24 protein-coding genes and 1 other RNA gene are annotated in these 21,915 nt (G+C 64.4%); 7 read left to right on the top strand and 18 right to left on the bottom strand.

All coding sequences use genetic code 11. The features are described 5' to 3' along the window. Positions 1-284: 284 nt before the first annotated feature. Positions 285-1,196: a hypothetical protein gene (locus AWC27_RS05295; RefSeq protein ID WP_085669513.1), complete on the bottom strand. Its 912-nt coding sequence runs from the start codon at positions 1,194-1,196 to the stop codon at positions 285-287. Beyond that, complete coding sequence (locus AWC27_RS05290; RefSeq protein WP_085669512.1) at positions 1,177-1,578, bottom strand: hypothetical protein; 402 nt, start codon at positions 1,576-1,578, stop codon at positions 1,177-1,179. The genes AWC27_RS05295 and AWC27_RS05290 overlap by 20 nt, the downstream gene beginning before the upstream one ends. A gap of 87 nt (positions 1,579-1,665) precedes the next feature. On the opposite strand from AWC27_RS05290, the gene AWC27_RS05285 reads away from it, so the two are divergent. Further along, complete coding sequence (locus AWC27_RS05285) at positions 1,666-2,457, top strand: class I SAM-dependent methyltransferase (RefSeq protein ID WP_085669511.1); 792 nt, start codon at positions 1,666-1,668, stop codon at positions 2,455-2,457. Positions 2,458-2,681: 224 nt separating this feature from the next. Here the strand turns inward: AWC27_RS05285 and AWC27_RS29925 are convergent, their stop codons facing one another. Further along, positions 2,682-2,816 (bottom strand): hypothetical protein, encoded by a 135-nt coding sequence (locus AWC27_RS29925; RefSeq protein WP_276075819.1) that lies wholly within the window; start codon positions 2,814-2,816, stop codon positions 2,682-2,684. A 132-nt stretch (positions 2,817-2,948) separates the two neighbouring features. On the opposite strand from AWC27_RS29925, the gene AWC27_RS05280 reads away from it, so the two are divergent. Next, a complete protein-coding gene (locus tag AWC27_RS05280) occupies positions 2,949-4,034 on the top strand; it encodes an SDR family oxidoreductase (protein ID WP_245846856.1) in 1,086 nt (361 codons plus the stop codon). 59 nt (positions 4,035-4,093) lie between these two features. Here AWC27_RS05280 and AWC27_RS05275 read toward each other — a convergent pair whose 3' ends face one another. From AWC27_RS05275 to prfB, 10 genes are all read right to left on the bottom strand, one after another. Further along, on the bottom strand, positions 4,094-4,465 hold the full coding sequence (locus AWC27_RS05275) for an FKBP-type peptidyl-prolyl cis-trans isomerase (RefSeq protein ID WP_085669510.1): 372 nt from the start codon (positions 4,463-4,465) through the stop codon (positions 4,094-4,096). A 145-nt stretch (positions 4,466-4,610) separates the two neighbouring features. Further along, positions 4,611-4,978, bottom strand: a transfer-messenger RNA (tmRNA) gene (ssrA, locus tag AWC27_RS05270). A 173-nt stretch (positions 4,979-5,151) separates the two neighbouring features. Beyond that, positions 5,152-6,114, bottom strand: a complete 963-nt coding sequence (locus AWC27_RS05265; RefSeq protein WP_085669509.1) for a hypothetical protein — start codon at positions 6,112-6,114, stop codon at positions 5,152-5,154. A 148-nt stretch (positions 6,115-6,262) separates the two neighbouring features. Further along, positions 6,263-7,108, bottom strand: coding sequence for a maleylpyruvate isomerase family mycothiol-dependent enzyme (locus AWC27_RS05260; RefSeq protein ID WP_085669508.1), 846 nt, complete (start codon positions 7,106-7,108; stop codon positions 6,263-6,265). A gap of 21 nt (positions 7,109-7,129) precedes the next feature. Then, positions 7,130-7,609, bottom strand: a complete 480-nt coding sequence (gene smpB / locus AWC27_RS05255) for an SsrA-binding protein SmpB (protein ID WP_085669507.1) — start codon at positions 7,607-7,609, stop codon at positions 7,130-7,132. A gap of 2 nt (positions 7,610-7,611) precedes the next feature. After that, the gene (ftsX, locus tag AWC27_RS05250) at positions 7,612-8,505 is read right to left on the bottom strand and encodes a permease-like cell division protein FtsX (RefSeq protein ID WP_085669506.1); all 894 of its coding nucleotides are present in this window, start codon (positions 8,503-8,505) and stop codon (positions 7,612-7,614) included. Next, positions 8,506-9,195: a cell division ATP-binding protein FtsE gene (gene ftsE, locus AWC27_RS05245; protein ID WP_085669505.1), complete on the bottom strand. Its 690-nt coding sequence runs from the start codon at positions 9,193-9,195 to the stop codon at positions 8,506-8,508. Between the two features lie 44 nt (positions 9,196-9,239). Then, positions 9,240-9,701, bottom strand: coding sequence for an Rv3103c family proline-rich protein (locus AWC27_RS05240; RefSeq protein ID WP_085669640.1), 462 nt, complete (start codon positions 9,699-9,701; stop codon positions 9,240-9,242). A gap of 5 nt (positions 9,702-9,706) precedes the next feature. After that, on the bottom strand, positions 9,707-10,684 hold the full coding sequence (locus tag AWC27_RS05235; protein WP_085669504.1) for a mechanosensitive ion channel family protein: 978 nt from the start codon (positions 10,682-10,684) through the stop codon (positions 9,707-9,709). Beyond that, positions 10,674-11,789, bottom strand: coding sequence for a peptide chain release factor 2 (gene prfB, locus AWC27_RS05230; protein WP_085669503.1), 1,116 nt, complete (start codon positions 11,787-11,789; stop codon positions 10,674-10,676). Before prfB ends, AWC27_RS05235 begins: the two co-directional genes overlap by 11 nt. Positions 11,790-11,923: 134 nt before the next feature. Here prfB and AWC27_RS05225 point away from each other — a divergent pair, with 134 nt between their 5' ends. Beyond that, complete coding sequence (locus AWC27_RS05225) at positions 11,924-13,282, top strand: FAD-dependent oxidoreductase (RefSeq protein WP_085669502.1); 1,359 nt, start codon at positions 11,924-11,926, stop codon at positions 13,280-13,282. 31 nt (positions 13,283-13,313) lie between these two features. Here the strand turns inward: AWC27_RS05225 and AWC27_RS05220 are convergent, their stop codons facing one another. Beyond that, positions 13,314-14,906: an FAD-binding oxidoreductase gene (locus AWC27_RS05220; RefSeq protein ID WP_085669501.1), complete on the bottom strand. Its 1,593-nt coding sequence runs from the start codon at positions 14,904-14,906 to the stop codon at positions 13,314-13,316. Positions 14,907-14,915: 9 nt separating this feature from the next. Next, entirely contained in the window at positions 14,916-15,119 is a 204-nt protein-coding gene (locus AWC27_RS05215) for a hypothetical protein (protein WP_083111208.1), read from the bottom strand. Between the two features lie 155 nt (positions 15,120-15,274). On the opposite strand from AWC27_RS05215, the gene AWC27_RS05210 reads away from it, so the two are divergent. Both AWC27_RS05210 and idi read left to right on the top strand, forming a co-directional pair. Then, positions 15,275-16,531 carry a glycosyltransferase gene (locus AWC27_RS05210; RefSeq protein WP_085669500.1) on the top strand — a complete coding sequence of 419 codons (1,257 nt, stop codon included), beginning with the start codon at positions 15,275-15,277 and terminating at the stop codon, positions 16,529-16,531. After that, positions 16,525-17,163, top strand: coding sequence for an isopentenyl-diphosphate Delta-isomerase (gene idi / locus AWC27_RS05205; RefSeq protein ID WP_085669499.1), 639 nt, complete (start codon positions 16,525-16,527; stop codon positions 17,161-17,163). The genes AWC27_RS05210 and idi overlap by 7 nt, the downstream gene beginning before the upstream one ends. Here the strand turns inward: idi and hpnD are convergent. Both hpnD and hpnC read right to left on the bottom strand, forming a co-directional pair. After that, positions 17,092-17,964, bottom strand: coding sequence for a presqualene diphosphate synthase HpnD (hpnD, locus tag AWC27_RS05200; RefSeq protein WP_245846855.1), 873 nt, complete (start codon positions 17,962-17,964; stop codon positions 17,092-17,094). The two genes, idi and hpnD, sit on opposite strands and share 72 nt — an antisense overlap. Further along, complete coding sequence (gene hpnC, locus AWC27_RS05195; protein WP_085669639.1) at positions 17,961-18,818, bottom strand: squalene synthase HpnC; 858 nt, start codon at positions 18,816-18,818, stop codon at positions 17,961-17,963. The genes hpnD and hpnC overlap by 4 nt, the downstream gene beginning before the upstream one ends. Before the next feature lie 160 nt (positions 18,819-18,978). On the opposite strand from hpnC, the gene AWC27_RS05190 reads away from it, so the two are divergent. Continuing rightward, positions 18,979-19,941 (top strand): Acg family FMN-binding oxidoreductase, encoded by a 963-nt coding sequence (locus tag AWC27_RS05190; RefSeq protein ID WP_139836790.1) that lies wholly within the window; start codon positions 18,979-18,981, stop codon positions 19,939-19,941. Positions 19,942-19,954: 13 nt separating this feature from the next. Further along, complete coding sequence (locus AWC27_RS05185) at positions 19,955-20,383, top strand: pyridoxamine 5'-phosphate oxidase family protein (RefSeq protein ID WP_085669498.1); 429 nt, start codon at positions 19,955-19,957, stop codon at positions 20,381-20,383. A 19-nt stretch (positions 20,384-20,402) separates the two neighbouring features. Here the strand turns inward: AWC27_RS05185 and AWC27_RS05180 are convergent, their stop codons facing one another. Then, on the bottom strand, positions 20,403-21,779 hold the full coding sequence (locus tag AWC27_RS05180) for a WS/DGAT/MGAT family O-acyltransferase (protein WP_085669497.1): 1,377 nt from the start codon (positions 21,777-21,779) through the stop codon (positions 20,403-20,405). Positions 21,780-21,915 lie beyond the last annotated feature (136 nt).

The raw sequence follows: 21,915 nt of genomic DNA, 5'->3' as shown, positions 1-21,915 counted from the left end.
GCAGGGCATAAATGCTTTGCCTTATACCGGCATGGGTTCAAATCCAGGACGGAACAGGAAGGAGGTGAGCAAGTGTCCTACGACGTGTTATTCCGCGATGAGGAGACATCGTATTCGGCCAATGTACTCGTGGCCGAATGAAAGACAGCTCGTCTACCTCGGTAGATAGGCTAGGCAGTTGGGGCCTGCACACAGCATATGGCCCCAACTGCACGTGATAGCCAATTCCACGATGGACGACACAGGCGTTACTAGGCAATCATTTTGGCGGCGACGGATTCCTGTCATACCCAGATCGGGATAATCATCAGGTACGCAGCAACGCAGGCGATGGTGAAAGGCACCAGTCTGCGGGGAAGCAACGTGGTGAAGCCCACGTGCATGATGACACCGACAGTGAAAGCGGCCCAGAAGATCGAGGGAACCGGGGTCGCCAGTCCGAACGGCAGTAATGCCTCACCGACAATGGTTCCCCACGTCGCCGGCGCCCATCGGCGTCGACACACGTCGGCCGGCGCCTCGATGAGGTATTTCACCATAATCTTCGGATAGTAAAATTCCCAATGCCGCAAATGCGGGCGGTTCATATAGAGGAACCGACTCGTTGCGACCAATACATCGCTCGATCGGAACTGCAGCGAACGCACCTTTGCATAGGCACTGGCCCAGTAAACCTGCGTCACGAGCAGCAAGGTTATCCATTTCGGCCACACCCAGGTGGTGGCGGTGTTAACCAGATTATGACGACAGTCGGTGTTGACCAGGCAAGATATCTGGTCAGGTCGCAAAATGTTGCCGCAACCCCAATCGACACCGAGGATAATGCAAGTCAGCATTAAAAAGATGATGTGGAATCTCCGGTCGTAGCCAGCCTCCAAGGCGAACCAGCCCGCCAGCACCAGTGCGCAGATCTGTGGCCCGACGTCGAGGATAAGGCCTGCGGCGGCTACCCATTTAGCCAGGTAGGCCACCCGATATACCGCGACACTGCGGAAGGGCCCATGTGGATGGGCGCTCAGGTAGCGAAACCGCGCAAAGCTACCCTCGTCGAGGAAGTGCCATGCGCCGGAAAATTGATCCGAAGTAAATTTCCACAGGACCGCGATCGCGATACCGACACGGAAAAGGTTGCTCGGCAAAGCCGGCACCCGCATATCGAATGCCGCGCTGACGGCATCAATCCACCAAATGCCCATCGACCACTCTCATCTCATGCAATCCCTGAGCGTCGAGGATGACCAGCCGCCCATGGACATGCATAGATTTCACTTCGCGCAGAAAATCCAGGAACTGCTGTCCCCTATCCCGGGTCAGATCAATTTCGGCCACCGTGACCGTGTAATCCCAAAAGTTGACTTTTTCTGGACCAGTCGGCGTTTCAGCCACCAACTCCCAAAAGCAGTAAGAAGGATCCGTAAACATCGGCCATGAAAAGATCCCATTGCGAGTGATAAACCCGGCAATGACCATTCGAACCAACAGTCCTGCGGTTACCAAGCAGGCGGTGATGGTCAGGACGGACGGCATGGTGGCCTTATGTTTTCTTTCCTTTATGGCTTCTAGCTGGTCTGGCAGCATACTCGGGACACCTTCCACTGCGAGCAATTTCGGACAGTTGCCCTGCCTTGATGGTCGCGGCGGGAACCATTCGAGAGACTAGAGGTCATGGTTGTTGATCGAGACGGGATAGCAGCATTCGAATCGATCGCTGACATTTATGCCGCGTACCGACCGGGCTACCCACCGGCCGTGTTCGACTCGATCGAGGAAATGACTGCTCGCCCGTTCCGTACCGCCGAAGTGATCGACGTGGGCGCCGGAACAGGGATTGCGACTGGACTCCTCAAAGAGCGGGGCGCCCGGGTGGTCGCGGTAGAGCCAGGCGCGGCAATGGCCACCCAACTTCGGCAGTCATTGCCCGAAGTGCCCTTGATACGAGCAATCGGCGAAGCGTTACCCCTAAAAGCCGCTAGCGCCGACGTCGTCACCTACGCCCAGTCCTGGCACTGGACGGACCCAACGCGCTCTGCAGACGAGGCAATGCGCGTATTGCGGCCGGGCGGTGCATTGGTGTTGTTCTGGAACCTCCCCGACCGTGAGATCGAGTGGGTTGCCGAGCAGGAACGGCGCTTATTGCGTTATGCCCCGATTCCGACGTTTCCCGGAGTGCATCCCGGTTATCTTCGCCCGGGCGTCACCGTCGTTGATGTCGTGCGGCGCTGCCTTCCCAATACGGATCCGGCCGTACGTCGCATGCGCTGGAGCCGGTCGATGCCAGTCGAGGCTCATATAGCCTGTCTGACCAGTGGTTCCAATCTAGCGGCGCTCCCATCGGACATCTTGAGCCGGCTCATTGCCAACGAGCGAACAGCGTTGCTGGACATATTTCCCGGCGGAGTGGTCGATGAGGCCTACCTAGTAGAGCTGGTAGTCGTCCCCGCTAGTCGAGCGGTCTGACGTGAACTCACATCCGCGGGGATTGCAATCCAGAAGTTCCTCAGCAAGTCGCCCAACGCAAAAATCTTGACGTGACTCGCCGATTCAGCGGCCTTCATGGCTCTGAACAGCTGGTATTCAGTGAGCTGCCGGGAATCGAACCCATCCCTAAAATGGCTGTGAGCTGCGGAGACGTCAAATTCGGCTACGCGAAAGTACCCGAAGAGGCGCGAAACGACCTGCGGCTACGCCAAAGGTCGCGTTGCCACCAAGCCTTCGAACATTGCTTGGTCGAGCGCATTGCGCTCGTCGGCGCGCACCATCGTCGCCGTTGCCACGCCGTTATCGGCGATCCGCACACGGACTCTGTCTTCGCCCACGAGTAACGATCTATCGCTGCAATGCCCTGTCCCGCAGGGCTGCAAGTCCGGGGCGTCCTGTATCCGTGCAGCTCGGGAGATCGCGCAGGCAATACGCTATGGCGGCAAGGACCACCAGAGAGGAGCGCCCAGGTGAACACATCATCGACGGCGATCGATCCGGAAGCGCCGGTGCTTGTCACGGGCGCCAGCGGCTACATCGGCAGCTGGATCGTCCGATTACTCCTCGAAGCAGGACGCACGGTGCACGGCACGGTACGCAACCCGCAAAAGACTTCCGGTCTGGAACATCTGCACAAGCTTTCAGACGATCACCCAGGTCGGCTCCGACTGTTCAAGGCCGACCTGCTCGAACCCGCCAGCTTCGACGAGGCCATGGACGGATGCGAACTCGTCATGCACACCGCATCGCCATTTCTGCTCTCCGGGTTCAAGGACGCGCAGGAAGCGCTGGTGCGCCCGGCGCTGGAGGGCACCCGCAACGTTCTGGACTCGGTCAACCGCACGCAATCGGTCAAGCGCGTGGTGCTGACCAGCAGCGTGGTCGCGATCTACGGCGACGCCTGTGAGTCTCGCGATGTCCCCGGCGGCATCTTCACCGACGAGCACTGGAACACCACCAGCAGCGTTGACCACCAACCGTATCCGTACTCCAAGACGGTGGCCGAGCGGGAGGCCTGGAGCTACCAGAAGGCGCAGCAGCGCTGGGACATGGTCACCATCCACCCCGGCCTGGTCCTCGGCCCTGCCCTGACCAGCGCCAGCGACTCGGCCAGCCTGAGCACCATGAAGCAGTTCACTGACGGAACCCTGCTCACCGGAGCTCCGGCGTTGACCATGGGTGTGGTGGACGTGCGTGATGTCGCCGATGCTCACCTGCGTGCCGGCTTGACCCCCGAGGCCCACGGCCGCTACATCGTCAACGCGGATTCGCTCACTCTGCTAGAGATCGGCAAGATGCTGCGCCGCCGGTACGGCCCGCTCTATCCGTTCCCGAGGACGACGATACCCAAGGTGATAGTGAAGGCCATCGCACCCGTTGTGGGGCTGACGCGAAAGTTCGTCGACCGCAACGTGGGTTACCCGCTGGCATTCGACAACAGCCGCAGCCGAGACGAACTCGGACTGACCTATCGGCCCGTCGAGCAGACCGCCACCGAGCACTTCCAACAGATGCTCGATGACGGTCTAGTCCGACGCAGGCCCGGTAGCCACTGACCGAGCGGATCGCGTGCCTCGCGTCGTTTCCGGCGCGACCTAGCTAGCCCTGGTCGTGGCTACCTGACCTCGAGCAGGTCCACCACGAAGATCAGCGACTCGCCGGGCTTGATGACGCCACCGGCGCCACGCTCGCCGTAGGCGAGGTGGGCGGGTATGAGCAGCTGCCGGCGACCGCCGACCTTCATGCCCTGCACACCCTGGTCCCAGCCCTGGATGACCTGGCCGACGCCGAGTTGGAACGTCAACGGGTCACCGCGGTTATAGGAAGCGTCGAACTCCTCGCCGGTGGAGTGGGCCACGCCGACGTAGTGCACGACCACCGTGTTACCGGAGGTAGCCTCCGCGCCGTCGCCCTCGATGACGTCGGTGATGACCAGGTCGGTGGGCGGCTCTCCGCCGGGGAAATCGATCTCGGGCTTTGCAGTCATGCTCACCACATTGGCAGATGGTCACCGGTCGCCTCACGGACGGGTGGTTTCAAGACGCTAAACAGGGTCGACGAGGATTCGCGTCGCAGAGGAATGTCGACCTGACACCTCGACAACCGATTGACTGCCTGTACCCGCAACTTTTTGGTGGAGCTGCCGGGAATCGAACCCGGGTCCTACGGCATTCCCTCAAGGCTTCTCCGTGCGCAGTTCGCTATGTCTCTACTCGGATCTCCTGGTCACGCGAACTAGCCAGGATGACGATCCCAGTCGCTGTTGGTGTCCCGATGAGTCCCGCGACCGAACTCACCGGTGGATCCCTCTAGATGACGCCAGGGTCCGGGTCGAGGGCTTTCCCGGTCTGACGGACTTGCTGTCGCTTAGGCAGCGAGAGCGAAGTCGCGCTGAGTGTTCTCGGCGCTTAATTGGTTGCAACGACGCTTACGGTGGTCTCTTGCCTGCACCGGCACGCTTCCCTTGATTCGATGCGCGAAGTCGAAACCGTTCAGCCCCTTGTCTTGCAAATTTTGCGCATCCCCGCCGAATCTCGGCAGGACAACCCATGGTACGCCGGTATCAATAACCGGCAACGCGATTAACTTCCCTACCCGCGACGACCAAAATGCCGGGTACCCCCCGATCACGTCAGGGGGTACCCGGTTGTCACAGTGTGGTTCGGCTTGTCACTAGCCGATGCCGACCACCTCTTGGGCGATCGCGGCGACGCGCGTTTGTGCCGCCGAGACGATGCGCTGCCGGTTCTTGTGCGCCTCTTCGTAAGCGATGATCGTCCGCAACTCGTCTGGCGCACTGAGATCCTTGACTGCAGCCACCGCATCGGCCACATTGAGCTCGTCGTATTCCGCGATTGGCAGTTCCGAGGCGTCCAGCACGCCAGCCGCGGCTCGACCCGAGTGCAGCACATTGGCAGTCCGGTCGGCGCCCTCGCTCCGGGTGACTTTCTCTGCTGCCTCGAGGGCTGCATCGCGTGAAGCAGCAAGCGCCTTCGCGGCGATCTCGGTGGCATTGCCGCCGCGTTGCACCAAGTCGTTGAACGCCGGGCCGGTGGACCGCAGCGTTTCCACGGCGCGGTCAAGCCCACGAACCGACCATGCGACCGGCAGGTTGACCAATTTCACGGCAGTGCCGGCCGCCATCTGCAGTGGGGTGCGACGCAGAGCAGCCGGGCCACCGAGCGCATCCTCGGCGAGCACGGTCGTCAACCAGTCCACGGTTGCCGCATGCGCCGTGATCAGGCGATCCGCCAAGTTCACGATGTCCGCCTGCTTCGCCGCCACGGCCAGCGCCTTGGCGTAGCGCGCTCGGTCCAGCAACTGGTCTTCGAGAGCCAGGTCACCGAGCAGCGCCTCATCGAACGGCTCGGCCTGTTCGGTCAGCGCCTTGACCGCCGCGGCAGCGCGGCCCAGGAACGGGCCGATTACGTCGGGGTAGCCGCCCAGATCGCGGATCGCGCCCTCGATGGCTTCCGCACGCTCGCGGCCGTTCTGCGCATTTTGTGAAAGTTCGCGGCGCACCGCCTCAGTGCGGGCTTGAACGATGCGGGTTTCCGCAATCTGGATTTCCGTGTTCGTCAGGTCGAGCAGAGTCCGCAGTTGCGCGAGCAACCTGGTCACGTCGGGTGCGGTCATAGGTAGTTGACCTCCTTGCAGTCGATGGTGATTCGGCGCGACGTGCGCCCCATGACAACACGGCTACCCATCACTGCCGCAAAATCAACATCGCCCGGTTGAGTGTGACCCATCTCCCCTGGTCACCGGCCGTAACCGAAATAGATACTCAGATAACGAAGTTGAGCCGTTCGACGATCTGACCAGCGACGGCCTTGTCACCATCCAGCTCGACAGACTGGTTGCGTGCGGGGCACAAAGGCCGTCCCCCAGCAAGCCGGGTGAACTGCAATGCGTCCACCCGGATCGTCGCCGTCGGCGCCAGCGCACCGAAGTCGTCAACCAGCTGGGCGCGACCGTCGACCGAAACGCGGATATCCCGAGCCAATGGGCCGGTCAGCGAGAACAGCACGCGCGAGCCCTCGGGCGCTCCGGCCCGCTTACCGACGACGAAGCCGATCGTGGCCGCGACCTCATCAAGTGCCAGCCTCGATGCGGCGCCGCCGAGTTCCGCGTCAGACGACGGCCGCCCCAGCCCCGCCCGGATGTCCTGCTCGTGCATCCAGCAATCGAAGACTCGCACCCGCATGAACCGGCCGTAACTGTCTGGGCCCGCGGGCGTCGGCGTCACCGCGTTCCACTCGTCGTCGGACAGGGCCTGCAGTGCTTCTCTGCGACCGCGCGTCACCTCGCGGAACCGCTGCAACACGTCGGCGCCCGATTCCCGACTGAGATGACGGACCCAGCACTCGTTCATCGCCCCGATGTCGTTGCGCACGTGCTCGAGCGCCTTGACGTCAATGTCGGGTTGCGGGGGCGCGATCCCGGCCAGGAACGACTCCGTCCCGATCATGTGCGACACCACTGCCTTGACGTCCCAGCCGGGCAGTGCGCTCGCCGCCTGCCAGTCCGTCTCTGACAGCCCGTCCAACAGCGCATCCAGTGAATCCCACACGGCGAAGAGCCCATCGAGCACGTCGGATTTGTCGAGTTTGGTGACGGGACGCTCGGCCATGGTCGAAATAGTAGGCCCGCGTCACATGCCCTTCGCGCGACGGCCCAACTCGCGCAGCACTTCGCGCTGCGCGTCGCGGCGGGCCATGTCCTGACGCTTGTCGTGTGCTTGCTTACCGCGCGCCAACGCGAGCTCGACCTTGACCTTGCCCTCGGTGAAATACAGCGACAACGGCACCAGGGCGAAGTTGCCCTCCCGGATCTTGCCGATCAGGGTGTCGATCTGACGGCGGTGCAGCAGCAACTTGCGGTTGCGACGCGGTTCGTGGTTGGTCCAGCTGCCGTGCTGGTATTCCGGGATGTGCAGGTTGCGCAGCCATATTTCGCCGTCGTCGACCGTGGCGAAAGCGTCGACGAGGGAGGCGTGCCCCTCCCGCAGGCTTTTCACCTCGGTGCCCTGCAGCGCGACACCGGCCTCGTACACCTCGATGATCGAGTAGTTGTGCCTGGCTTTGCGATTGCTGGCGACGACCTGCCGCCCACCAGGAGCCTTCTTGGCCACCGCTATCGCCGCACGTAGAGACGCAACGTCACGTATGCGGTCACCCCGGCCATCGCCACACCCACCAACAGCAGGAACGGTGAGATGTACAGGATGTCGGCATAGTCGACGCGGGCGATCAGATTGGCTTGATAAAACTGGTTCAGCGCGTTGTCCAGGAACAGCGCGCGCACCAATGCCAAGCCGCCGATTGCGATGGCCACGCCGATCGTCGCCGCCAGCGTCGCCTCCACCAGGAATGGCAATTGGGTATACCAGCGGCTTGCGCCGACGAGGCGCATGATCCCGATCTCGGTGCGCCGCGTATAGGCGGCCACCTGGACCATGTTCGCGATCAACAGAATGGCTCCGATCGCCTGGACCAGCGCGACGGCGAATGCGGCTTTGCTCAACCCGTCCAGCACCGCAAACAGCCGGTCGATCAAATCCTTTTGATTGAGCACCGAAAGGACACCCGGCTGGCCCTGCATGGCCGAGTCGAAGTCCTTGTGCTGTTCGGGGTTGTCCAGCTTGACGATGAACGACGCGGGAAAGGAGTCTTTGCCGGCGACATCCTTATATTGCGGGAATTTGCGGATGGCGTCGTCATAGGCCTGTTGACGGTTGAGGAACCGCACCGATTTGACGTCGGTTCGCTTCTCGATCTTCTCCCGCAGTGCCTTGCACGGGTTGGCGTCACAGGACGGGTCATTGGCCGAGACGTCATCGGTGAGGAACACCTGCGTCTCGACGCGGTCGAGGTAGATGGCGCGGGAGTGGTCGGCCAGCAGCACTACCAGCAGGCCGCCGCCGAACAGGCCGATCGAGATCGCAGTGGTCAGGATCATCGCGATCGTCATGGTGACGTTGCGACGAAAGCCGGTGAGGACCTCGTTGAGCAGGAATCCGAAGCGCACTTAGCGATCCATCCCGTAGACGCCGCGCTGTTCGTCGCGAACCAGCCTGCCCAGGGAGAGCTCGACCACTCGCTGCCGCATCGAGTCGACGATGTGGTGGTCGTGTGTCGCCATCAACACCGTCGTTCCGGTGCGGTTGATCCGCTCCAACAAATCCATGATGTCCTTACTGGTATCTGGGTCGAGGTTGCCGGTGGGCTCGTCGGCCAGTAGTACCAGCGGCCGGTTGACAAAGGCGCGGGCGATCGCGACGCGTTGCTGCTCGCCGCCGGACAGCTCGTTGGGCAACCGGTTGGCCTTGCCGGACAGACCGACCGTCTCGAGGACTTCGGGCACCACGCGATTGATCGCGTCAGTGCGTTTGCCGATGACCTCGAGCGCGAAGGCCACGTTGTCATACACCGTCTTTTGCTGCAGCAACCGAAAGTCCTGGAAAACGCAGCCGATCACCTGGCGCAGCTTCGGCACGTTACGGCTACGCAGCTTGTTGACGTGAAACTTCGAGACCCGGATGTCGCCGGTGGTCGGGGTCTCCGCGGCCAGTAGCAACCGCATGAACGTCGACTTGCCCGAACCCGACGGGCCGATCAGGAAGACGAACTCACCCTTGTCGATCTTGACGTTGACGTCATCCAGTGCCGGACGAGCCGACGATTTGTACTGCTTGGTGACATGGTCCAGGGTGATCATCACGGAGCGCCAGTTTAGCGGTGAGTGTCAGTGTCCAGCGAAATTCAGCTGGCCGGGGGCGTCGGAGTGGGCGATGGACCCGGCCCGGGCAGCGGTGGCTGGGTGGGCGACGGGGTCGGCGGCGGGGTAGATGGAGGGCAGAAGGGCGGCGGCAGCAGGCACGGCGGTCCGGGGGGCGTCGTGGTGGTGGTGGTCGTCGTCGGGATGGGCGTCGTCACCGTGGTGGTGGGCGTGGGGGTCGGAATTCTGGTGACCGGAGGCGCCGGCTGATCCACTCGGGTGCGCGGCACCCAGGTGTAGTTCGGGTCGGGGACGAATCCGGGTGGCACCACCTGGGGCGGCGTAGCGGGACGCGCCGGCTCGTGCGGCTTGTACGTTTCGTATGTCCACCACACCGCCAGGAACGCCACGATCAACACCAGCGTCGAGGTGCGGATGCGGCCGCCGAACACGTGATTCGGCCAGCGGCGTTCCTTGTCTTCGGGACGCCCTCTGATGAGGCTCATCAGATTCACTGCTGCTTCACCGCATCCGGGGTCTTCTCCTCGACCGACTCGTCGGCGGGAACGGCGGCAGCATCGACAACACCCACGGTCGCGTCGGCCGCGGTCACGATTCCTGCGCGGGCGAGCGCCCGGATGACGAGCACCCGCAACTGCCGGCCGGCCTCGAACTGTTTGCCGGGCAGCGTGCGAGCCACCAGCCGCAGGGTGACCGTATCGATTTCGATGCTCTCCACGCCCATCACGGTGGGCGAATCCAGCAGCAACTCCCCCAGGACCGCGTCGTCGAGCGCACGCTCACACTCCTGGTGCAAGACGTCATTGACGCGGTTGAGGTCGGCGTTGGTCGACACCGGGATGTCAACGACCGCGCGCGCCCAGTCTTTGGACAGATTGATCGATTTGACGATTTGGCCGTTGGGAACGGTGAACACCTCGCCGTCGGCCGAGCGCAGCCTGGTCACTCGCAACGTCACATTCTCGACGGTGCCGCTGGCGTCCGTCGGCGACCCCAGGATGGTGAGCCGGACCAGGTCACCAAAGCCGTACTGGCGCTCGACGATGATGAAGAAGCCGGCGAGCAGGTCTTTGACCAGCTGCTGGGCACCGAAGCCCAGCGCCGCGCCCACCACCGTAGCCGGCGCGATCAGGCCGCCCACGGAAAGCCGCAGAACGCTGGCGATCTGCATCATCACCACGATGGCTATCAGCACGATCGAGACCCAGGAGATCACCGACGCGACGGCCTGGCGGTGCTTGGTTGCCTCCGAGCGCACCAAGGCATCGCTCTCGGCGAAGCCCAGGTCAAGCTGTTTGGTAATCCGTTGTGCCACCCAGTTGACGAAGCGGGCCGCCAGCACCGCGGCGATCACCAGCATGGCGATTCGCAGACCCCTGGTGATGATCCATTCACCGATTTCGCCGCGCCAGAAGTTGTGCCAGCGCTGCATCGCAGATACCGCTAGAACCGTGGTGTTAGTCGTCATCTTTTCGGTTGCGCCACCGGATTCCCGCTTCTAGGAACCCGTCGATGTCTCCGTCCAAAACGGCCGCCGGATTGCCCACCTCGTATTCCGTGCGCAGATCCTTGACCATCTGATAGGGGTGCAATACGTAGGACCGCATCTGGTTACCCCAAGAACTGCCGCCGTCACCTTTCAAGGCATCAAGCTCGGCGCGTTCTTCTAAACGCTTGCGCTCCAACAACTTTGCTTGAAGCACTCGCATCGCCGCCACTTTGTTCTGCAGCTGCGACTTCTCGTTCTGACAAGTCACGACAATACCCGTCGGAATGTGGGTTAAACGAACCGCGGAGTCGGTGGTGTTTACGGATTGACCGCCCGGCCCGCTGGAACGGTAGACGTCAACCCGGATATCGCCCTCGGGGATGTCGATATGATCTGTGGTCTCCACCACAGGAAGCACCTCGACTTCGGCAAAAGACGTTTGGCGCCGGCTCTGGTTGTCGAACGGGCTGATTCGCACCAGCCGGTGCGTGCCCTGCTCCACCGACAACGTGCCGTAGGCGAACGGCGCGTGCACGGCAAAGGTGGCGCTCTTAATGCCCGCTTCTTCGGCATAGGAGGTGTCGAACACCTCGACCCCGTACTTGTGCTGCTCGGCCCACCGGATGTACATCCGCATCAGCATCTCGGCCCAGTCGGCGGCGTCTACGCCACCCGCGCCGGATCGGATTGTGACCAATGCCTCACGCTCGTCGTATTCGCCGGACAGCAACGTGCGCACCTCGGTGGCTTCGATGTCGGCGCGCAGCGCCTTTAGCTCCGCGTCGGCCTCGGCGAGGGCCTCGGCGGCCGCGGCGCCTTCTTCCTCGGCGGCGAGTTCGTAGAGCACCGGCAGATCGTCGAGGCGCCGGCGCAGCTCCTCGATGCGCCGCAACTCCCCCTGCGTATGGGACAACTCACTGGTCACCCGCTGTGCGTGGGTCTGGTCGTCCCAAAGTTTGGGGTCGGACGCCTCGTGCTCGAGCTTTTCGATGCGGCCCTTGAGACCCTCGACGTCGAGCACCCGCTCCACCGTGGTCAGGGTGGAGTCAAGGGCGGCGATATCGGCTTGACGGTCAGGTTCCACAGCCGCCCACGTTACCGTGATCAGCGATTAGCATCAGATCACCATCAGTGCACCGCGCGACTGCGACGCTCAGCCCACCAGCCCACCAGCGGGCCCACTAGCGGCGCAGCAGGACACGAACAGAAGGCTCGCCCATGCGCCCGTATCACGTTGCGATCGTCGGCTCCGGACCGTCCGGATTCTTCGCCGCTGCGTCTTTGCTGAAGGCCGCCGACACTTCCGACGAGATCGACGTGGCTGTCGACATGCTGGAGATGCTGCCGACGCCGTGGGGACTGGTGCGCTCCGGCGTCGCGCCCGACCACCCCAAGATTAAATCGATCAGCAAACAATTCGAGAAGACCGCCGAAGATCCCCGCTTCCGGTTCTACGGCAACGTGGTGGTGGGCGAGCACGTCCAGGCTGCCGAACTCGCCGAGCACTACGACGCGGTGATCTATGCCGTCGGAGCGCAATCGGACAAAGCGCTCAACATTGCCGGGGAAGATCTGCCCGGCAGTATCTCCGCGGTCGATTTCGTGGGCTGGTACAACGCGCACCCACACTTCGAAGACAAGACACCGAATCTGTCGGGCGCCCGTGCAGTCGTGGTCGGCAACGGCAATGTCGCCATCGACGTCGCACGCATTCTGGTCACCGACCCCGACGTGCTGGCCCAAACCGACATCGCCGATCACGCACTAAAGAGCCTGCGTCCCTGCGGTGTGGAAGAGGTGGTGATCATCGGCCGGCGCGGACCGCTGCAGACGGCGTTCACGACCCTGGAGTTACGTGAGCTCGGCGAACTCGAAGGAGTCGACGTGATCGTCGACCCCGCGCAGTTCGAAGGCATCACCGACGAAGACGTCGAGGCGGCAGGCAAGACGACCAAGACCAACATCAAAGTCTTGCGCGGTTACGCGCAGCGCGCTCCACGGCCCGGACATCGTCGAATCGTCTTCCGGTTCTTGACGTCTCCGATCGAGATCAAAGGCGACAATAAGGTCGAACAGATCGTGCTGGGCCGCAACGAACTGGTCACCGACGACGCCGGGTGGGTTTCGGCCAAAGACACCGGTGATCGGGAAGAGCTGCCCGTTGCGCTGGTCGTGCGCTCGGTCGGCTACCGCGGTGTGCCCACCCCCGGCCTGCCGTTCGACGAGAAGCGCGGCACCATCCCCAACCGCGACGGCCGGATCGAAGGTAGCCGCAACGAATACGTCGTCGGTTGGATCAAGCGCGGGCCGACGGGAGTGATCGGCACCAACAAGAAGGACTCGCAAGACACCGTCGACACTCTGATAAACGACCTGGCCGGCGCCGATTTATCGGACTTCCCCGCCGACCACGCCGACAAGCTGGCCGACTGGCTGACCTCACGTCAGCCCAAGGTGGTCACGTCGGCGCACTGGAAGGCGATCGACCAGTTCGAGCGCGCGGCCGGCGAGCCACACGGGCGTCCGCGCGTGAAGCTGCCGAACCTGACCGAACTGTTGCGCGTCGGGCACAGCTGAATCAGCGGTCGCGACGGATCTGGCCAGTCGATCAGGGGTCGATCAGCACCCCGGGGTTGAGGATCCCGGCAGGGTCCAGTGCGGACTTCGTCGCACGCAGCGCGGCCGCGAACGGGTCCGGGCGCTGGCGGTCGTACCAGGGGCGGTGGTCGCGACCGACCGCGTGGTGGTGAGTGATGGTGCCCCCCGTTGTGCTGATGGCTTCGGAGACGGCGGCCTTGATCTCGTCCCACTGCGCATCGAGGGAACCCCAGCGACCGCTGGCGTAGATGCCGTAGTAGGGGGCGGGACCATCCGGATAGACGTGGGTGAAGCGGCAGGTGACCACACCGGTTCCACACACCCGCTCTATCGCCTGCCGGGCGGCGTCGGTGACCGCGGCGTGCAGCGTGTCGAATCCATCCCAGGTGCAAGCGGTTTCGAAGGTCTCGGCGATGATCGAGCGGCGCGCCAGCGCATCTCGTTGATACGGCATCCGCAGGAAGGCCGAGCGCCAGGTCTTGGACGCATCCGGGGAGTCGTCTTCTGTTGTGTCGCTTCCGGTTTCGCGGCTGCGACGCGCGATTACGGCGCCGCCGTGCTCGCCGGCTATCTGCACCGCCCGGTCCAGCCACGGATCGATGGCGTGGTCAGCCGATTCGAAAGCCAGCACCAACAGGCCACCGCTGACCGCCGTGCCCGCGTTGAGGAACGCCTCGGCCGGGTCCAGCAGCCGGCAGTTCGCCGGGTAGAGACCGGCCTGTGCGACAGTGCGGGTCGCGGCGACGGCGTGAGCCCAGTCGTCGAACGCCACCGACGCGGTCACCTGCCAGCGCGGCCGGTCCTGCAACCGCATCCACGCCTCGGTGATGATGCCGAGCGCGCCCTCTGAGCCCAAAAACAACCGGTCCGACGACGGCCCGGCGCCGGATCCGGGCAGCCGGCGGGATTCGCTGACCCCGGCCGGGGTGACCACCCGCAGCGATTCGGTCAGGTCGTCGATGTGGGTGTAGAGGGTGGCGAAGTGTCCACCGGCGCGGGTGGCCAGCCACCCGCCGAGGCTGGAGAACCCGAAGGACTGCGGGAAGTGCCGCAGGGTCAGGCCATGGGGGCGCAACTGCTGTTCGATCCACGGCCCGAGCGCGCCGGCTTGGATACGCGCGGCCCGGCTGATCTCGTCGATTTCGAGTACGGCGCTCATCACCGAAACATCAACCGTGACCGCCGGCCCGTCGAAGCGCGGCTCGACGCCGCCGACCACCGAGCTGCCGCCGCCGTACGGAATCGCCGGAATTTCCCTGCGGGTGCACCAATCGAGCACGTCCACCACGTCCTGTTCGCGGCGCGGCCGCAGGATCAGGTCGGGCACGTGCTCGAGGTGGCCCTGCAGGTTGCGTGCGACGTCACGAAACGCCTTGCCGCGCGCGTGCCCGGCCCGGTCCACCGGGTCGGCCGAGCAGATTGCCGCCAACGACGGCGGCGCGGTGATCCGTGGGGACGAGAGTCCGAGGTCTTTTGGGTTGGGCGGCCGGTGGTCGGTCAGGTCATGGCCGGGCAACATCGCGGCCAGCCGTGACTCCAGGTCTCGCGTCTCCTGCTCGGAAAGCGCGTCTTCGACTGTGCCCCAACCCCACCACGAACGCATGTCAGGTCGTCAGCGTTTGAGAACGACGAGGGCTCCACCGGCGACCAGCAACACCAATGCCGCCGCGATAGCCCAGCCGGCGCCGGCCAGCCACCAGATGACACCAAATGCCGCGATCGCCGGCGAAAGCGCGAAAAGCACCAGCAGTGGGTGCTGCTTGATCACCTCGAGCGCACTCGCCGCCCGGACCCGATCGATTTCCTTGCCTGCCATTCGTTCAGAATGCCAGACGCCGTTGCTCTTGTATGCTTTCCGCAAATCTGGCGAGGCCTGCGCGGACCCGCCGGGAGCTGACGGGCGGACATCGAGTCGAGGACGGGTGCGGGGTGCGAGTCGCAATCGCTTGCCTCGGGTCACGAGGGGATGCCTTGCCGCTCGTCGAGATCGCCGGGCGGCTGCGCGGGGCGGGCCACGAGGTGGCTTTGGGGTGCAACCCGGATTTGGCGTCGGTGGTGCAGCGCTGCGGCTTCGATCCGATCGTCTACACGTCGCTGGATATCAAGGAGTTCCTCAGCTCCGAAGAGGGGCGGCGATCGTTCTTCGAACGCGGCACCGTCGCTCAGTTGCGGACCTTCGGCGGCCTTTATGACCGATTCAGCGCAGACGTCGACTCTGGCTTGATCGAACTCTGTCGCGGCGCCGATTGCGTGATCGCCGGGCGAGTGCTGCAGGAGAAGGTGGCCATCATCACCGCCGGCACAGGCACACCCATTGTTTCGGTGCACACCTTCCCCTGTTCGCCGGACGCGCCGGTAGCGAACCCACTTGTCGGTCCGGGTCCGCAGCGGCTTCGGTATCCGCTTTCCAAGCTCACCTATTACCTGCTCGATCTGGGTGTGGACCTCAGCACTTTGCCGAACACGCGGAGTTTGGCGCGACGAGTCGGGTACCCGCATCGGATGCTGCGGCCGTCGACTGCGTTTCGCCGCAGCGATCACCTCATCGTCGAGACGTTCGGTACGGCGCTTGTTCGGCCCAACAAGCGCGCCGACCCCAGCTGCCGGCGAATCGGCTTCGTCCGTCCCGCGAGCCAGCACGTGCCCGCCCTTTCCGCCGATCTGGCGCGCTGGATCGACGAGGATGACAAGCCGTTGATCTATCTCGGATTCGGCAGCATGCCCGTGCCCGAACTCGGCCGACTGATAACCGAGTTCGACGGGATCTGTGCCGCCCGCGGCTACCGCGCGGTGATCGCGACCGGCTGGTCAGAGGCGAATTCATTTGCAGCGCAATCGAATCAAGTCTGGCTCGAGCCCGAGGTCGATCACGCCGCTCTGTTCCCGCGCTGCACAGCGCTGGTGCACCACGGCGGCGCGGGAACGGTCGCCACCGCCGTGGCCAGCGGCACACCGTCTGTGGTGTGCAGCCACGGATTCGATCAGTATTTCTGGGGGTTGACACTTCGTCGTCTGGGTGTCGGCGAGCTGATCCGGCGACCAGCGTTGAGCGCGGGCGCTATCGCCGACGCCATCGAGCTGGTCAGGACCGCCCCCGTTCAGGACGCCGCCAAACGCCTCGCTGCACGCATCCAGGACGACCTCAACGGCGCCGACGAATTCATCGCGGTCCTCGACGAAATGATGGCCAACCGCAAACGCCAACCGACCCGCGCCCGGACATGCTGAACTCCGTCGAGCAGGTGGTTCTCGTCGACGAATGCGGCAGCCCAATAGGCATCGCCGACAAGGCCACCGTGCACACGTGCGACACCCCACTGCATCTCGCTTTCTCCAGCTACGTATTCGACGCCGCTGATCGGGTGCTCATCACGCAGCGCGCCGATACGAAACTGACCTGGCCCGGAGTGTGGACCAACAGCTGCTGCGGGCACCCGCAGCCCGGGGAATCCCTTCCCGACGCCATCCGCCGACGACTGTCCGGTGAACTCGGCCTGACAGCACATTCGATCGACCTGATCCTGCCCGGGTTCCGGTACCGGGCCACCATGGCCGACGGCACGGTGGAAAACGAGATATGTCCGGTCTATCGAGTCCAGGTCGACCATGAACCGCGGCCGAATTCGGACGAGGTCGGGGCGCTCCGCTGGATTGGCTGGAAGCAGTTCGTTTCCGACGTCACCGCCGGCGCGATTACGCCGGTATCGCCTTGGTGCCGTGAGCAATTGGAGCAATTGTCGGAGCTGGGCCCGCACCCGCGGAAATGGCCGGTGGCCGACGACGTTGCGCTACCCGCGGCCGCTCGTCGCCCGGGCAAGCGCGGCGGCGGCGACTCGGATCTTCGCCGGTCCGGACAGTGACAGTCGCCGGTCGTAGACCAAGGCCGGCGAGGATTTGATGCGGGCCAGCAGCTGCCGGTAGATGCCGGCCATCGCAAGACAGCAAGCCCGGCTGCGCGCGTCCAGGTGCGGAATGAGCCGCAATCCCAGCGAGTACCAGTCCTCGGCCCGTTCCGCGCAGAAACGCAGCAGCGCTGCGAGATTCGCGTCGGGGTCCGCGAGCTCCCCGTGGCCGTCGACGGCCAGGCTCACCCCGAATCGCTCCAGATCCTCGCGCGGCAGGTAGACCCGCCCGTTCAGCAGGTCTTCGCGGACATCACGCAGAATGTTGGTTTGCTGCAAGGCGATCCCCAGCTGGTCGGCATATTGCAAGGTGCTGGAATTGACCGGCCCGAACACCGACAGGCACAGCCGGCCGATCGAGCCGGCCACTCGCCGGCAGTACACCACCAACTCGTCGAAATCGCCGTAGCTGGCACCGGCCAGATCCATACCCACGCCGTCGATCAATTCGCCGAATGCCGAGAGCGGCACCGGATAGCGGCGCGCCGCATCGGCCAGTGCCACCAGCACGGGATCAGCCGAAACATCAAGACCGTCAAGCGATTCGCGCACTTGCTCCAATGCCGCTTGTTTGTCTTGGGCGGGCATGTCGCCATCGCCGATATCGTCAATGCGCCGTGCCATCGCATACAGCGCGCACAGTGCGGCGCGCTTCTGGGCCGGAAGCAGTCGGATGCCGTAATAGAAGTTGCGCGCTTGGGTTCGAGTGATCTTCTCGCTGATCCGGTACGCCTGCGCCACGGTGCCGGCCTGCATCATGGCCCGATCTCCTTGCCGCGCCGGGCGTGCAGCAGCAGCGTGGCGGCCGCCCGCGCGGTGTCGCGGCGACGGGCGCGGGCCCTGGTGGCGAGCACATCGAAGTCGTTGCGGCGCAACGCAGCAACCGTCGCACGGCCTCCGGCGATGTAACCGGCTATGGCCAGCCTGGCCCAGCCGCGCACCCGGTTGAGCACGGGCACACCCGATTCCAGCAGGGCCGCGGCCCGCCGGGTTTCAAACGCCATGAGCGCCTTCAGGCCCGGGGCGGCGCACGCGGCATCCAGGTCGGTTTCGCGCACCCCGAATTCGGTGAGGTCTTCGCCCGGCAGGTATACGCGACCGGCGCGACGGTCCTCACCGATGTCCTGCCAGAGATCGAGGAGCCCCAGCGCAACAGAGACCCGATCGGACAATTCCGTCGCCGCCGGCGAGTTCTGGCCGAAGACATCGAGCACGAGCCGGCCGACCGGCTCGGCCGACAGCCTGCAGTAGCCGAGGAGTTCCTCGAAGGTCTGGTAGCGGGTGACCCGCCGATCGGTGAGTCCGGCCTCGATAAGCCGATCGAACGGGTCCGGACTCAGCCCGTGCGCCGCAACGGCCGGCACCAGCGCCCGCAGCACCGGTCGCTGTGGAGGGCTCCCGGCCCAGATGCGGTGCAGGTCGGTACGAAAATCGAGCAGGGCCGCAGTGCGGCTTCCGGCCCCGCGGTCACCCAAGTCGTCGATGGTGCGGGCCACGGCGTAGACGGCGTGCAGGTCCGAGCGCAGCCGGGCGGGCAACACCCGAAGGGCGACTGGAAAGTTTTCGGCGCGCTCGAGTTCGGCTAGAGCATCACCGGCGCGTGCCGAACGCATCTGGAAGACGATAGCCGACAACACGGCGGGTTGGCCATGGTCTAGTCCCCACGCCGGGGACAGACCGAAATTAGCGCCGCACAGGTGAATTCGTCGAGAGGACCAACGACCCTACCCGCCCGGCAAATGCCTCTATACGGTTGGCAGCGTGGACATGAAGGTGCTCGAGAACGCAGTCCTGCTGGCCTGCCGGGCACCCTCGGTGCATAACAGCCAGCCGTGGCGCTGGGTCGCCGAAGGCGGCCGTCTCCAGCTCTTCGTCGACCGGCACCGCGCCGTACCCGCCACGGATCCTTCCGGCCGCGAAACACTCGCGAGTTGTGGTGCGGTGCTTGACCATCTCCGCATCGCCGCGTTGGCCGCCGAGTGGCACGCGAACATCAGCCGCTTCCCCAACCCGAACAACCCCGACCATCTGGCGACGATCGAATTCAGCCCGGCCGACTTTGTCACCCCGGCCCAACGCAGCCGTGCCGAGGCGATATTGGAGCGCCGAACCGATCGGCTGCCGTTTTATCAGCCCACCTTTTGGCACCTGTTCGAACCCGTGTTGCGCAGCCAGATCGACAATGATGTCGCCATGCTCGATGTCCTCTCCGATGAGCAGCGGCCACGACTGGTGGAGGCATCACAACTCAGCGAGGCCCTTCGGCGCGACGACGCCACGTACCATGCCGAGCTCGAATGGTGGACTTCGCCGTTCGCGTTGGCCGAAGGCGTACCGCCGCAGACACTGGCATCCGATATCGAACGCCCCCGGGTTGACATCGCCCGCGAGTTCCCGGTCCGCACACATCAGGATCGGCGTGCGGAAACGAATGCCGACTGCTCGAAAATCCTTGTGCTGTCGACACCTGAGGACACACGGGCCGATGTGCTGCGCTGCGGCGAAGTGCTGTCGACGGTTCTGCTGGAGTGCACCATGGCCGGAATGGCGACCTGCACCCTGACCCATCTGATCGAATCGCCCGCGAGCCGCGCCATCGTTCGCGACCTGATCGGCGGGCGTGGCGAGCCGCAAGTGTTGATCCGCGTCGGCATAATTCCGCCCATCGACGATGTCCCAGCCCCGACACCTCGGCGGGCGCTAGCGAGCGTCCTTGAGATTCGTGAGACGACCTAGGAAGGTTGAGCCCATGACCGATGAGCCGATCACAGTCCTGTCCGAAGACGAAAGTTGGACCCGATTGGCCAGCGTGGCGCTGGGCAGGCTGGTTACCACCTTCGCCGGTGAGCCCGAGATTTTCCCGGTCAACTACGTCGTGCAGAACCGCAGCGTGCTGTTCCGAACCGCGGAGGGCACCAAGTTGTTTTCCGCCGTCTCCCACCACACCGTCTTGTTCGAGGCCGACGATCACACCGCCGCCGACGGCTGGAGTGTGATCGTCAGGGGCCGCGCAAAGCTACTTCGTACCGATGCCGAGATCACCGAAGCCGAACGCGCACAAGTGATGCCGTGGACCCCAACGCTGAAGATCCACTACGTCCGGGTGATGCCGACGGACATCACCGGCCGCCACTTCAGGTTCGGTCCTGAGCCGGACCGCGCCGAAAGCTTTGCCTGAGGCTTTGTAGCCTCGCTCATCAAACCACCAGAGTCAGCGGCCCACGCGTACGAGAAGCCCTGCGCCGCTTGCTGACCGCCACCAGCCGTGCGACCGCGATCTCGATTCCGCGGGCCAGCTCGTCGGCATCGGTCAGCGCGTCGTAGTCGGTGAGGATCCCGAAGAACAGGTCGTCGGCGTAGCTGAGCATCGCGACACCGGTGCGCAGATGCATGGCAAGCGGTGGGACCGGATACACACCCAACACCCGGCGGCCCATCACGCGCAGCGGCCGCCGCGGGCCGGGCACGTTGGTGGCGACGGTCACGATGCCACGCTGGGGCAGCCGGGTGAGCAACCCGAGTGCCCACGCGGTCAACGGGAACGGAACCCGATTGGCAAGGGCAACAAAGATATTGCCCGCCTCACGTTGCCCACCCGCCTTCGTCCGGTCCAACCGCTCGTGCACGGTCCGCAGCCGCTGGACCGGGTTTTCCTCATCCACCGGCAGGTATGGGAGCATCAGCGAAACCCGGTTGTCGGACTTGGCGAACGCGTCGTCAGAGCGCGTCGACACCGGCACCAGGGTGCGCAGCGAATCGGGCGCCGGCCGGGCGCCGCGCTTGATCAGAGCATTGCGATAGCTTTCGGTGATTGCCGACAGCGCAACGTCATTGACGGTGACGTCGAACGTCTGGCATACCTGCTCGATGTCGGCCAGCGCAACCCGCGCCCCGCCGTAGCGACGCTGCCCCCCGATGGGCCCGTTGAGCGGCGACGTGGCCGGGCGCATCAGACCGATCGCGATCTCGGCGGCACCCTGGGCGGCACGCGCCGCACTGGCCACGACGGCCGTCGAGGCGTTCCACAAGCCGCCCAGCAGGCTCGCCTGATTGGTCGCCGGGGCCGGCGGCGCAGCGCCGCGGTGGTGCGTGGAGCTGCCCCGAAGTCCGTCATCGCACAGCCCGGCGAGAATGTGGCTGGCCGCGATCCCATCGGCCATGCAGTGATGAAGTTTGATCAGCATTGCCCAGCGGTCGTCACGGAGGCCTTCGATGACCCAGATCTCCCACAGTGGCAGGTCCCGGTCCAGCCGCCGGGCCATCACGTCGGCAATCAACCGGAACAGCTCTCGGTCATCGCCTGGGTGCGGCAGCGCGACGCGGCGCACATGCCGGTCGATGTCGAAGTCCGGATCGTCCACCCATTCGGGAGCCCCCAGGTCGAATGGGCGCAGCCGCAGCCGCTGCCCGAACCGGGGACAGCCGCGAATGCGTTGCGCGAATGTCGATACCAGGGATTCCTGGTCAGGCGCACGGCCTTCGATAACCGCCAGGCCACCGATCGCCAAGCTCACCCGCTGATCGGCATCTTCTGCCTTGAGGAACCCGGCATCCAGTGTGGTCAGGTGGTTCATGGTGTGCGACCCTTCCCAAAGTATCTGCAACTCCTAGTACCACTATCCGTCGCCGGGGCGGGACGCGGCAGGGCCAAAGGTCCCTCGCCGCCAAGGGCTTCGTGCCCTGCCGCCGTGGGTCGCGTCGGACAATCCT

Origin of the sequence: Mycobacterium szulgai (assembly GCF_002116635.1) — a bacterium.
Lineage (GTDB): Bacteria > Actinomycetota > Actinomycetes > Mycobacteriales > Mycobacteriaceae > Mycobacterium > Mycobacterium szulgai.
This window is presented reverse-complemented; position numbering and strand designations above follow the sequence as displayed.